The sequence below is a fragment of the Pectobacterium aquaticum genome, from assembly GCF_003382565.3.
GTDB lineage: Bacteria > Pseudomonadota > Gammaproteobacteria > Enterobacterales > Enterobacteriaceae > Pectobacterium > Pectobacterium aquaticum.
On sequence record NZ_CP086253.1, the window covers coordinates 3,064,263 to 3,076,155 of the forward strand.

The following is an 11,893-nucleotide window of genomic DNA, read 5'->3' on the forward strand; positions in this document are numbered from 1 at the left end:
TTCAGACATATTGCGCAATTAACCACACTCTCGGTTAACTACACTAATGCAGGGCGCCCCCCGTCACCGCCATATCAACCTGCTGCACCAGCGATTGCTGGATCATCACTTCCAGCGCCGCCGTGACTAACGGCGTGGGCATGCTCGGTTCACCGGGGTGTCGTGCGGCCTGTTCAGGTGAATAGGGGATATGAACAAATCCACCGCGAACCGTATCACCCTGTTGGTGCAACTGGTGTAAAAGGCCGTACATCACGTGATTGCAGACAAACGTCCCTGCGGTTTGCGACACCGAGGCGGGAATGCCCGCCACGCGCAATGCCTGTACCAGCGCTTTCACCGGCAGCGTCGAAAAATATGCCGCAGGCCCGCCTTCCACTACCGGCGTATCGATCGGCTGGTTGCCTCGGTTATCCGCGATTCGGGCATCATTAATATTAATCGCCACGCGTTCGACAGAAATATCAGCACAGCCGCCCGCCTGCCCCACCGCGATCACCACTTCCGGCTGCCATTCGGCTATCGCGCGGTAAAGCTGTTCCAGTGACAGATCGAAGACGCAAGATAAACGGCAGGCCACCACGCGTGCACCGCCAATTTCTCGCTGATGAAGTCCTTTTACCGCCTCCCATGAGGGATTAGTCGCTTCCCCCTCAAAAGGTTCAAACGCCGTGATCAAAACGGTTTTCATCGGTTATCCCGCCATACAAAAATAATGATTATGCCGCCGCAACAGCGATCTGATGCTGGCTAAAGCAGTGTCGCAGCTTGCGGGCAAACAGCAGCGCGTGTTGTCCATCGCCGTGAATACACACGGTATCCGCCTGCACGTTCACCCAAGAGCCGTCAATCGCTCTGACCCGCTGACGTTGAATCATCTCCAGCGTCTGCGCCAGCGCCAGTTCATCGCTGTTAATCAAGGCCCCCGCCTGCGTGCGCGGCACCAGCAATCCGTCAGGCAAGTAGCAGCGGTCGGCGAACACTTCCTGACGCGTCTCCAGCCCCAACCGTTGCCCAGCGCGGATTAACTCGCTTCCCGCCAGACCGACTAAGCGTAACGCCGGATTCACCACCTTCACCGCCTTGGCTATCGCATCGGCCAGCGCCGGTTCGTATGCGGCCTGATTGTAAAGCATGCCATGAGGCTTAACGTGCGACAGTATTCCTCCTTCAGCCGCGACAATCGCGCTCAGCGCGCCAAGCTGATACACCACCTGGGCAAAGACAATTTCCGCAGGTACATTCATCGCCTTGCGACCAAAATTCTCACGATCGGGAAAGCTCGGGTGTGCGCCAAGCGCAACCCCATAGCCGATCCCCCAACGCACCGACTGACGCATAGTTTGTGCGTCACCAGCATGAAACCCGCAGGCAATATTGGCTGACGTCACCAACTTCAGCAGCGCTTCGTCATGCTCGCCCCCCTCACCCAGATCGGCATTCAGATCAATAATCATGCAGCCTCCACGCCAGCTGTTCGAGGTAACGCCGCTGTTCTTCGGCCGCTTTTTGCGCCTGTGCCTGCGTACAGTGAATAAAATGTATCGGTTCACCGAGTCGGGTTTGCGCTAAATGGAATAAATCCGCTTCGATCACCGTCGCAATACGCGGGTAACCGCCGGTTGTCTGCGCATCCGCCAGCAGTACAATAGGGTGACCATTGTGCGGAACCTGCACGACGCCCGGCAGCAGCCCATGCGATGGCAGCTCGCGCGGTTTGCTACCCGGTAATGCGGCACGCTTTAGCTCTGCGCCCAATAAACGGTAGCCCATGCGGTTACTTTGCGGGCTCAGTTGCCAGGACGTTCGCCAGAACAATTCCTGCATCTCTTCGCTGAACTCCTGATACTCCGGCCCCGGCAATGCCCGCACGCGGTTGCCGAACAACAGCTGCTTGATACCGACTTCTCGCGTCAGTTCGCGAGTCGGCGTTCCCAGCAGAAGTTCATCGCCATCCATCAGCAAGCGTCCGTCAAAGCCCCCAAAACCGGCTTTCAAATCGGTACTGCGCGACCCGAGCATTTCCGGCACATCCACACCGCCGGATAACGCTAGGTAGCTACGCATTCCGTTACGTGGCATACGCATTTTCAACGTTTGCCCCGGCTTCACGGCGAAACGCCAACCTGTCCAGAGCGGTTTGCCATCTAAGTCGGCATGGCAGTCCGCACCGGTCAGTGCCACCCAGCAGGCGGTGGTGAATGTTGCAGTAAACTTGCCCAGCGTAATTTCCAGCGCGGCAGCATTCTCCGCGTTGCCCACCAGCAGGTTGGCCATTGTCAATGCAGGCAGATCGAGCGCGCCTGACTGGCTGATACCCAAACGGCGAAAACCGACGCGACCGCCGTCCTGCACCGAGGTATGCAATCCGGCATGGATAACCTTCAGCATACGCCCTCCTTCTGTGGAAGAAACCGAACGTTATCGCCAGGACGCAGCAACGTTGGCGGCATCGTTTGTGGATTAAACAGCTTCAGCGAGGTGCGACCAATCAGTTGCCAGCCACCCGGCGTCGCCAGCGGATAAATCCCCGTCTGCGCGCCGCCAATCCCGACCGATCCCGCAGGCACACGCAGGCGTGGCTCGGCGCGACGCGGCATATGCAGTTTCTCGTTTAATCCGCCAAGGTAGGCAAAGCCCGGCTGGAAGCCCAAAAAGTAGACCACATACTGTGCGGCCGCATGTGCTTCAACAACCTGACTCACTGTCAGGCCACTGTGAGCGGCAACCTCCGCCAAATCTGGCCCCGCCTCTTCGCCATACACAACGGGAATATCGATATCGCGTGGGTCAAACGCCAGCGATTCACTCTCTTCCCACCAGCGCTGCAAGCGTTCAATCGCATCCAGCGCCACCTGCTGCGGATGCGCCAATAGCACCGTTAGATTGTTCATGCCCGGAATCGCTTCCAGCACCTCTTCATGATGATTCAGGCGCTCGGCAAGCCCCCATATCCGCTGCTGGCTCTCCAGCGACATTGGCGGTTCCAGTTCCAGAACGACAGCCCTCTCGCCCAGAAGATAACACCGTGTTCGTTGCAATCTTTCCTCCTGAATCGCGTTTTATCCGTCATGGTGAACATGGCTAAATGATTAGTGTTGCTTACCGATATATTTTCCTCCCAACAGCGAAGCAACAACGGTGCCAACATAGAAGACATCGCATCATTCACGTGTGATACAGAGACTTTCAGCCCCTCACGCGGGGTTAGGAATATCAATAAATGTCACATCAAAACCATGCAGTGCCGCCAGCCATTCGCCCAACGCTTTGATGCCGCCACGTTCGGTGGCATGGTGTCCGGCAGCAAAGAAATGCAGCCCCATCTCACGCGCGATGTGGATCGTTTGCTCAGACACTTCACCAGTAATAAACGCATCAACCCCAAAGCGCGCCGCTTGCTCAATAAAGCCTTGACCGCCGCCGGTACACCAGGCCACGCGTTGTATCTGTTGCGGTGCATTATCCCCGCAATGCAGCACGCTACGCCCCAGCCGTTTTTCTACACGGCGGCAAAAAGCATCTGCCGTCATGGGCTGCGCCAGTTCACCATACGGCACCAGCGGCTCGATCGTGCCCTGCACCTGAATCTCTAGCAGCGCCGCCAACTGTGCGTTATTCCCCAGTTCTGGGTGTGCATCTAGCGGCAGATGATAGCCGTACAGGTTGATATCATTGAGCAACAGCGTTTTCAGTCGGTTACGCTTCATGCCACAGACAATCTGCGGTTCGTTTTTCCAAAAATAGCCGTGATGAACCAGAATCGCATCGGCCTGCTTTTCTACCGCCGCATCCAGCAGCGCCTGTGAGGCCGTTACGCCCGTCACAATTCGTTTTACGTCCGCACGTCCCTCAACCTGTAAACCGTTCGGTGCGTAGTCCTGAAACGTCGCCGTGCTCAGTTTCTCGTTAATGATTCTTTCCAATTCCACATTACGCATACTTGCTTTTCTCTTCTCGATCGTTATCCGCCATACCGATGTTTTTGGCCGCCTCAAACGCCACCAGCGTATTCTGACGCGCGGTTTTGTGGTCGACGATGGGCAGCGGATAGTTCAGCCGATGGTGGTGTTTATCAGCCCAACGATGGGGCTGATGAATCTCTTTATCCGGCACGGCCGCTAGTTCGGGCAGCCAGTGACGAATAAACCGACCTTCAGGGTCGAAGCGCTCGCCCTGCGTTGTCGGGTTAAAAATACGAAAATAAGGTGCCGCATCGGTGCCTGTCGATGCCGCCCACTGCCAACCGCCGTTATTCGCCGCCAGATCGCCATCCAGCAGTTGCGACATAAAGTAGCGTTCGCCTTCGCGCCAATCGATCAGTAAATCTTTGACGAGAAAACTGGCGCAAATCATACGCAAGCGATTGTGCATCCATCCCGTTTCATTCAGTTGACGCATCGCTGCATCCACGATCGGGTAGCCCGTATTCCCCTGCTGCCAGGCGGCTAAATCTTCCGGCGATTCTCGCCATTTCACCCACTGCGTCCACGCGATGAACGGTCGGTGTTTACACAGTTGCGGCCAAGAGACAATCAGGTGGCGATAAAACTCACGCCAGACCAGTTCGTTAAACCAAGTGAATGCTCCCCCCTCACCCCGTTCCAGCATCTCCGGGCATTCAGCACGCAGACGGTTAAAACATTGGCGCGGCGATACGATCCCAAGCGCTAGATACGGAGAAAGTTTGCTGGTGCCGGGTAGCGCCGGAAAATCCCGCTTCTGGTCATAATCCTGCACCTGTTCGCGACAAAAACGCCGCAGTTGCTGCAATGCTGCACGTTCGCCGCGAGGGAAATCCTCACTATCCACTTCGCGCTGCGGATAGCTGAACGGTGCCAGTTCCACCATGTTATCGATCGGCTCACCTCGCGCCTCCGGTGCTGGCACGCACGTCGTATCCGACTCCAGCAGGCGTTTGATAAAGGCCTGACGAAAGGGCGTAAACACTTTATACATCTCGCCGTTGCCCGTCAGCACGCTACCCGGCGGTAACAACAGGCTGTCATGATAACCGTGACAAACCACGCTATCGGCCAGCCGATCTTTCACCTGCTGATCACGCAGGCGCTCGTTGATTTCATACTGATAATGGTAGAAAAGATCGGTGGCCTGCTGCTGCGCACAAAACTGCACCAGCCAGTCAACCGACGACGCAAAGTCAGCACATTCGTGGTAATGCAGCGGGATACCTTTTTCTGCCAGCGCGTACTGCACCAGCGTCAGGTTCTCCCGCAGAAAGGCTGCCTGACGCGGAGCCATATCGTGCTTTTCCCACTGCGCAGGCGTAGCGATAAAGACGGCCAGCACGGTGGCAGTAGGATCCTGACAGGCCGCGTACAGCGCCAGATTATCGGTAACGCGCAGGTCGTTGCGTAGCCAGACTACATGCGTGGTCATGACATTCCTCGAGCGGTCAAACTAATGTCCGTAACGCAGGCGTAATGCCTCGGGGTACGGCTCAAAATAACGCTGCTGAGCCAGATACGCATCGGGGTATTCCGCCATGTAATGTTTTAGCAACGTGATAGGTGCCAGCAGCGGCTGCAAACCCTGTCGATAGCGATTGATGAGCTGCGCCAGCTCCTGTCGCTGCTGAGAATTGAGCTGACGTCGGAAGTAACCCTGCACGTGCATCAACACATTGGTGTGGTTGCGCCGCGTCGCAGGCGTTGACAACAGTTTCATCAACCGCTTCCGGTATTCAACAATGTAGTCTTCCAGTGACTCCCACTTATCGATTCCCGCAACAAACGGCCCCAGTTCGCGGTATTCCGGCTGGGAATGCGCCAGCAACAGGAGTTTATAGCGGCTATGAAAAGCAATCAGCGCACCACGGCTCAGCCCGTTTTTCCATAGCTGATTCAGTTCGTGTAACGCATAAACGCGTTCAATGAAATTTTCTCGCAAGCCAGGATCCTGCAGGCGTCCGTCTTCCTCAACCGGTAGCCAAGGCATTTGCCGCATCAGCTCCTGTGTAAATAAGCCGATACCACTTTTACGCGCATCCTTTTGCGTTTCATTGTAAACCTTCACGCGCTCCATACCGCAGCTCGGCGATTTGGCGCAGACGATATAACCGCATAAGTGCTGAAGCTGGCTGACTTTTTCAGCGGAAAACTCCGCCATCTGTTGGGTAACATCCAACGACGAACCATTGCTGGCACGCATCGTGATATGGTTTTCCCCTTCTCGCACCAGCCTGAGTGCTGGACGCGGCACCGGTAAACCAATCGCCATTTCCGGGCAGACCGGCTCAAAACGAAAATAGGGTGCCAGTTGTTCAGCAGCAAACGTCAAACGCTTGTGTCCGCCATCAAATCGCACAGGACTACCGAGCAAACAGGCGCTGATACCAACAGGGATGAGTTCGAGCGTCATGATTTATCCTTATACCCGTCATATTTCATTCAAGTTGCACGTGTGTTGGCATTCTACAAACGCTCTTATCAGCATAGCGGATTTCACCACAATTCTGTGCAGTCACAGCGAAGAATAAAGTAATAAATCATGAGATTGGGAAGAAATACCGGAAGAAGATGCAGGAAGGGAAAAGGGTAAACCGTGTCAAAACAACCTTAAACCGATATTTCACCGGTTCATTTTTCGTGTTTATCTGCCGAGAATGACAGATAAACACGAGAAACCTTACGCGCTGGCCTTAATAGAAATCGCAGGCGGCGGCTTCGGACTGCGCCATCCAGACGGGTTTATCGCTGGTTTTCAGCCAGACGCGGTGTAAATAGCTGTAAAAACGCGCCCGATCGCGACGAAACAGCATCACCGGTAACGCCAGCACGCCGATGGCAATCACGGCGGCGCGACGCAGGAGAATACGGTGCAAGGGATAAGCAGTATAAAGCGACATAATGATCCTCCTCTGGGATAAGCCCCCTTATTCAGCGGCGCTTTTCATAACGATAGAATAAGAACTGTGACATTGGTTAAAATTTTACCGCCTTTTCTGAAAGTTTACTACTCATCTGACCAGTAAAAGATGAAATAATCGCCAATTTTTTTCGTCATCACGTCATTAAGTTACAGCAAGGTTAAAAATAAACTTACCAATAGTTAATTTATGGTTTTAGGTTGGATCACTTTACTCCCTCTTCTTTAATGTTCTCTTCTCGTTGCCTTCAACTTTGCTGACGCCACAACCCCCTTATGGCCTACACCGCCTACTTTTAATCCCATTTTTATACTTTTTTTACGCCCACAGACAGGAAATTTGCACCTTCTTTTCCTGCGTTTTCCTACTCTGACGCTGTCTATTCTGTTCTGGAGGTGTGTTGTGACGCTTAGCATCGTCTTAGGCGGCCTGCTCGTGCTGCTGTTACTGGTCTATCTGGTTTATGCCTTGTTGAAGGCGGAGGAATTCTGATGGCCGCTGACGCTTTTTTACTGATCTTTGGTCTGCTGCTCACGGTACTGATCGTAGCCCAACTGCTGGGCAGCGGACTGGCCCGTCTGATTGAGGGTGAAACGGGTGCGCTCCTGCAAAAGTTTGAAACGGGAACGGCGCGCCTTTTCGCTTTCGATACGTCGGAGATGCGCTGGCAACAGTATGCGGCGGCTATTCTGACGCTCAACCTGATCGGCATTGTCGTGCTGTTTGTGCTGTTAATGGCACAGGGGGCTCTGCCGCTTAACCCAGAAAATATGCCAGGGCTGTCGTGGCATTTGGCATTAAATACGGCAATCAGCTTTGTGACCAACACCAACTGGCAGGCTTACAGCGGCGAAAACACGCTCAGCTACCTGAGCCAGATGGTTGGTCTAACGGTACAAAATTTTCTGTCCTCCGCCAGCGGTATCGCCGTCGCTTTCGCGTTAATCCGCGCATTTTCCCGTCGCTGCGTCGACACGCTGGGCAACGCGTGGCTCGATCTGTTTCGCATCACGCTGTATGTGCTGCTGCCACTGTCTCTGCTGTTAGCGCTGTTCTTTGTCAGTCAGGGCGTATTGCAGAACCTGCTGCCCTACCAGCATCTGACTACGCTGGACGGCGCAGCTCAAACCCTGCCGATGGGGCCCGTCGCCTCACAGGAAGCCATTAAACTGCTGGGCACCAACGGCGGCGGTTTCTTTGGCGCCAACTCAGCACACCCGTTTGAAAACCCGACCGCGCTGAGCAACATCGTGCAAATGCTGGCGATCCTGTTGATCCCTACTGCGCTGTGCTTCGCCTTTGGCAAAGCCGTCAGCGATAAGCGGCAAGGCCACGCGCTGCTGTGGGCGATGGCGCTAATCTTTATCGTCGCCGCTGCCGTGGTGATGAAAATGGAGGTCAACGGTAACCCACATCTGCTGGCCTTAGGCGCGGACAGCGCCGCGAATTTGGAAGGCAAAGAGACGCGTTTTGGCGTCCTGACTTCCAGTCTGTATGCCGTTGTCACCACGGCCACCTCAACGGGCGCGGTGAACGCGATGCATGACTCCTTCACCGCCCTCGGCGGCATGGTTCCCATGTGGCTGATGCAAATTGGCGAAGTGGTGTTCGGCGGTGCCGGTTCTGGCCTGTACGGCATGCTGCTGTTCGTGCTTCTGACCGTCTTTATTGCCGGCCTGATGATTGGTCGCTCGCCGGAATATCTGGGCAAAAAGATCGAAGTCTATGAGATGAAGATGACGGCACTGGCGATTCTGATTCCACCCGCACTGGTGTTACTCGGCACGGCGCTGGCGCTGAGCACGGAAGCCGGACGCAGCGGCATTCTGAACCCCGGCGCACACGGTTTTAGCGAAGTGCTCTATGCCGTGTCCTCCGCCTCGAACAACAACGGCAGCGCGTTTGCCGGCCTGAGCGTCAATACGCCGTTTTATAACGTCCTGCTCGCTGTCGCCATGCTGCTGGGCCGCTTTGCCGTCATGGTGCCCGTGCTGGCTATCGCCGGTTCATTGGTCGTGAAAAAACGCCAGCCGGAAAGCAAAGGCTCACTGTCGACGCGCAGTCCGCTGTTTATCGGCATGCTCATCGCCATCGTTCTGCTGATTGGTGCGCTGACATTTATCCCTGCACTGGCGTTAGGGCCAGTCGCTGAACATTTACAGTTCGGCCTGACTCACTAAGGCTGGAGACTTTTTATGACTCGTCACACGATGAATCATCAGGCAACACAGGAACCGACCTCAGCCCAACAGGGTGAGGCCTCCCGCCAGGTTGGCAAACGTAAACAGCAAACGCTGTTTGACAGAACGTTAATCCGTTCGGCGCTGAAAGATGCGTTAAAGAAACTCGACCCGCGCATACAGTGGCGCAACCCAGTCATGTTTGTGGTGTATCTCGGCAGTATGCTGACCACCCTCGTCTGGCTGACTATTCTGGCAGGTAAAACAGAAGGGAATGCCGTGTTTACCGGGCTAGTGTCACTCTGGCTGTGGTTTACCGTGCTGTTCGCCAACATGGCCGAAGCACTGGCGGAAGGTCGCAGTAAGGCGCAGGCAAACGCGCTGAAAGGCGTCAAGAAAACCAGTTGGGCTAACAAGCTCGCCGCGCCGCATCACGATGCCAGCTCAGAATCAGTGCCAGCCGACAGCCTGCGCAAGGGCGATATCGTGCTAGTGAGCGCGGGCGAAACCATTCCGTGCGACGGTGAGGTACTGGAGGGCGGCGCGTCCGTCGATGAAAGCGCCATCACCGGAGAATCCGCGCCGGTGATCCGCGAGTCCGGCGGCGATTTCGCCTCCGTCACCGGCGGCACCCGCGTGCTGTCCGACTGGCTGGTGATTCAGTGCAGCGTCAATCCCGGCGAAACCTTTCTCGACCGAATGATTGCCATGGTTGAAGGTGCACAGCGTCGGAAAACGCCGAACGAAATCGCCTTAACCATTCTGCTGATCGAGCTGACACTGATTTTCCTGTTGGTGACTGCCACGCTCTACCCGTTCTCCTGGTTCGGCGTACAGGCGAATAACAGTGGCGATGTCGTCGGTGTGACCGTACTTGTCGCTCTGCTGGTCTGTCTGATCCCGACCACCATCGGTGGCCTGCTGTCAGCGATCGGCGTAGCAGGGATGAGCCGGATGTTGGGGGCTAACGTGATCGCCACCAGCGGCCGTGCTGTTGAAGCGGCAGGCGATATCGACGTTCTGCTGCTGGATAAAACCGGCACCATTACGCTAGGTAACCGTCAGGCTTCCGCTTTCCTGCCCGCGCCGGGCGTGACCGAGCAAGCGCTGGCTGACGCCGCACGCCTCGCCTCTTTAGCCGATGAAACGCCCGAAGGCCGCAGCATCGTGGTGTTGGCAAAGCAGCGCTTTAATCTGCCGGAGCAGGACTTAACGTCGCTAGACGCCACCTTTGTTCCTTTTACGGCCCAGACACGCATGAGTGGCGTGAATTTTGGTCAGCGCACCATTCGTAAAGGTGCCGTCGATGCTCTGCGTCGCTACATTGAAGCGAACAATGGTGACTTCCCGCATCTGGTTGAAGAAGCGGTATCCAACGTCGCACGCAGCGGGGGGACGCCACTGGTCGTTGCAGAAGGCAAGCGCGTGCTTGGTGTAGTGGAACTGAAAGATATCGTGAAAAGCGGCATCAAAGAGCGCTTTGCCGAGCTGCGCAGTATGGGGATCAAAACCGTGATGATCACCGGCGACAACCCGCTCACGGCAGCGGCGATTGCCGCAGAAGCTGGCGTCGATGATTTTCTGGCGGAAGCGACACCCGAAACCAAGCTGGCGCTGATCCGCCAGTATCAAGCCGAAGGTCGACTGGTGGCAATGACCGGTGACGGCACGAACGATGCTCCCGCGCTGGCACAGGCCGATGTGGCGGTGGCCATGAACTCCGGCACGCAGGCAGCAAAGGAAGCGGGCAACATGGTTGATTTGGATTCTAACCCGACCAAGCTGATCGAAGTGGTGCATATCGGCAAACAGATGCTGATGACGCGCGGCTCGCTGACCACGTTCAGTATCGCCAATGACGTGGCGAAATATTTCGCCATTATCCCGGCTGCTTTTGCTGCCACCTATCCTCAGCTCAATGCGCTAAACGTGATGCAACTGCATTCCCCCACCTCGGCCATGCTGTCGGCGGTGATCTTCAATGCGCTGATTATCGTGTTTCTGATCCCACTCGCGCTCAAAGGGATTCGCTATCGCCCCATGAGCGCCGCGGCGCAGTTAAGCCGCAATCTGTGGATTTATGGTCTTGGCGGGCTGCTGGTGCCGTTCCTCGGTATCAAGCTGATTGATATGTTGCTGACTGGGCTGAATTTGGCTTAAGGACTGACGGGTATACGCTATGCGCTATTTACGTTCTTCTTTGTTTTTATTCTTATTATTACTGCTGGTTACCGGTCTGGCCTACCCGCTACTGACAACGGTGCTGGCACAGTGGCTGTTCCCCACACAGGCAAACGGATCGCTGGTTTACCGTGAGAATACCGTCGTCGGTTCATCCCTGATCGGGCAATCGTTCAGTCGGGCGGGCTATTTTCAGGGGCGTCCGTCGGCCACGTCAGATGCCCCGTATAACGCACTGGCGTCCGGCGGTAGCAATCTGGCCGCCAGCAATCCGGCGTTGGATAAACTGATCGGTGAACGCGCCGATCACTGGCATCAGGCGATCGGCAACCAGCAGCCGGTGCCAGCTGAACTGTTGACGGCCTCCGGCAGCGGGCTGGATCCGCAGATTTCCCCAGAGGCAGCACGCTATCAGGCACTCTATATCGCGCAGGCCAGAGGGATGTCACTCCAGCAGGTACAGCAACTGATCGATCGTTTTACTGAGACGAGTAAGCCCGCATTCATTGGGCAGACGGCGGTCAATGTCCTGTTGCTGAATCTGGCGCTGGATAAGGAAAAGCCCCTGCCGTAATCGACAGTGCGTTACTATTAATTATTATACGGGGAGCCAGACTCCCCGCCGTCTTTGCTACGGCCTGAG

At 55.7% G+C, this 11,893-nt stretch carries 12 protein-coding genes; 4 read left to right on the forward strand and 8 right to left on the reverse strand.

The features are described from left to right. Positions 1-43 precede the first annotated feature (43 nt). The 8 genes from pcp to DMB82_RS14275 all read right to left on the reverse strand — a co-directional run bounded on the left by pcp (position 44) and on the right by DMB82_RS14275 (position 6,868). Positions 44-691, reverse strand: coding sequence for a pyroglutamyl-peptidase I (gene pcp, locus DMB82_RS14240; protein ID WP_116163675.1), 648 nt, complete (start codon positions 689-691; stop codon positions 44-46). A 28-nt stretch (positions 692-719) separates the two neighbouring features. Further along, positions 720-1,457, reverse strand: coding sequence for a 5-oxoprolinase subunit PxpA (pxpA, locus tag DMB82_RS14245; protein ID WP_102116662.1), 738 nt, complete (start codon positions 1,455-1,457; stop codon positions 720-722). Continuing rightward, complete coding sequence (gene pxpC, locus DMB82_RS14250) at positions 1,447-2,391, reverse strand: 5-oxoprolinase subunit PxpC (RefSeq protein WP_116163677.1); 945 nt, start codon at positions 2,389-2,391, stop codon at positions 1,447-1,449. The genes pxpA and pxpC overlap by 11 nt, the downstream gene beginning before the upstream one ends. Next, entirely contained in the window at positions 2,385-3,041 is a 657-nt protein-coding gene (pxpB, locus tag DMB82_RS14255; protein WP_102116664.1) for a 5-oxoprolinase subunit PxpB, read from the reverse strand. Before pxpB ends, pxpC begins: the two co-directional genes overlap by 7 nt. A gap of 156 nt (positions 3,042-3,197) precedes the next feature. Then, on the reverse strand, positions 3,198-3,941 hold the full coding sequence (locus DMB82_RS14260) for a type 2 GTP cyclohydrolase I (protein WP_102116665.1): 744 nt from the start codon (positions 3,939-3,941) through the stop codon (positions 3,198-3,200). Beyond that, positions 3,934-5,400, reverse strand: coding sequence for a deoxyribodipyrimidine photo-lyase (gene phrB / locus DMB82_RS14265; protein WP_116163679.1), 1,467 nt, complete (start codon positions 5,398-5,400; stop codon positions 3,934-3,936). The genes DMB82_RS14260 and phrB overlap by 8 nt, the downstream gene beginning before the upstream one ends. A gap of 21 nt (positions 5,401-5,421) precedes the next feature. Then, positions 5,422-6,381 carry a YbgA family protein gene (locus tag DMB82_RS14270; RefSeq protein WP_102116667.1) on the reverse strand — a complete coding sequence of 320 codons (960 nt, stop codon included), beginning with the start codon at positions 6,379-6,381 and terminating at the stop codon, positions 5,422-5,424. A 280-nt stretch (positions 6,382-6,661) separates the two neighbouring features. Beyond that, the gene (locus DMB82_RS14275; RefSeq protein WP_102116668.1) at positions 6,662-6,868 is read right to left on the reverse strand and encodes a YbfA family protein; all 207 of its coding nucleotides are present in this window, start codon (positions 6,866-6,868) and stop codon (positions 6,662-6,664) included. 423 nt (positions 6,869-7,291) lie between these two features. Here DMB82_RS14275 and kdpF point away from each other — a divergent pair, with 423 nt between their 5' ends. Genes kdpF through kdpC form a run of 4 tightly spaced genes read left to right on the forward strand, consistent with a single transcriptional unit; the run spans position 7,292 to position 11,824 of the window. Continuing rightward, positions 7,292-7,381 (forward strand): K(+)-transporting ATPase subunit F, encoded by a 90-nt coding sequence (kdpF, locus tag DMB82_RS14280; protein WP_014914657.1) that lies wholly within the window; start codon positions 7,292-7,294, stop codon positions 7,379-7,381. After that, positions 7,381-9,069, forward strand: a complete 1,689-nt coding sequence (kdpA, locus tag DMB82_RS14285; RefSeq protein WP_116163681.1) for a potassium-transporting ATPase subunit KdpA — start codon at positions 7,381-7,383, stop codon at positions 9,067-9,069. The genes kdpF and kdpA overlap by 1 nt, the downstream gene beginning before the upstream one ends. A 15-nt stretch (positions 9,070-9,084) precedes the next feature. Continuing rightward, on the forward strand, positions 9,085-11,229 hold the full coding sequence (kdpB, locus tag DMB82_RS14290) for a potassium-transporting ATPase subunit KdpB (RefSeq protein WP_116156547.1): 2,145 nt from the start codon (positions 9,085-9,087) through the stop codon (positions 11,227-11,229). A 19-nt stretch (positions 11,230-11,248) separates the two neighbouring features. Beyond that, positions 11,249-11,824: a potassium-transporting ATPase subunit KdpC gene (gene kdpC, locus DMB82_RS14295; RefSeq protein ID WP_116163683.1), complete on the forward strand. Its 576-nt coding sequence runs from the start codon at positions 11,249-11,251 to the stop codon at positions 11,822-11,824. Positions 11,825-11,893 lie beyond the last annotated feature (69 nt).

Excerpts from the sequence above, each read along its gene's own strand:
- pcp (WP_116163675.1), bottom strand. The coding sequence starts at position 691 with ATGAAAACCGTTTTGATCACGGCGTTTGAACCTTTTGAGGGGGAAGCG.
- pxpA (WP_102116662.1), bottom strand. The coding sequence starts at position 1,457 with ATGATTATTGATCTGAATGCCGATCTGGGTGAGGGGGGCGAGCATGAC.
- pxpC (WP_116163677.1), bottom strand. The coding sequence starts at position 2,391 with ATGCTGAAGGTTATCCATGCCGGATTGCATACCTCGGTGCAGGACGGC.
- DMB82_RS14260 (WP_102116665.1), bottom strand. The coding sequence starts at position 3,941 with ATGCGTAATGTGGAATTGGAAAGAATCATTAACGAGAAACTGAGCACG.
- phrB (WP_116163679.1), bottom strand. The coding sequence starts at position 5,400 with ATGACCACGCATGTAGTCTGGCTACGCAACGACCTGCGCGTTACCGAT.
- DMB82_RS14270 (WP_102116667.1), bottom strand. The coding sequence starts at position 6,381 with ATGACGCTCGAACTCATCCCTGTTGGTATCAGCGCCTGTTTGCTCGGT.
- DMB82_RS14275 (WP_102116668.1), bottom strand. The coding sequence starts at position 6,868 with ATGTCGCTTTATACTGCTTATCCCTTGCACCGTATTCTCCTGCGTCGC.
- kdpA (WP_116163681.1), top strand. The coding sequence starts at position 7,381 with ATGGCCGCTGACGCTTTTTTACTGATCTTTGGTCTGCTGCTCACGGTA.
- kdpB (WP_116156547.1), top strand. The coding sequence starts at position 9,085 with ATGACTCGTCACACGATGAATCATCAGGCAACACAGGAACCGACCTCA.
- kdpC (WP_116163683.1), top strand. The coding sequence starts at position 11,249 with ATGCGCTATTTACGTTCTTCTTTGTTTTTATTCTTATTATTACTGCTG.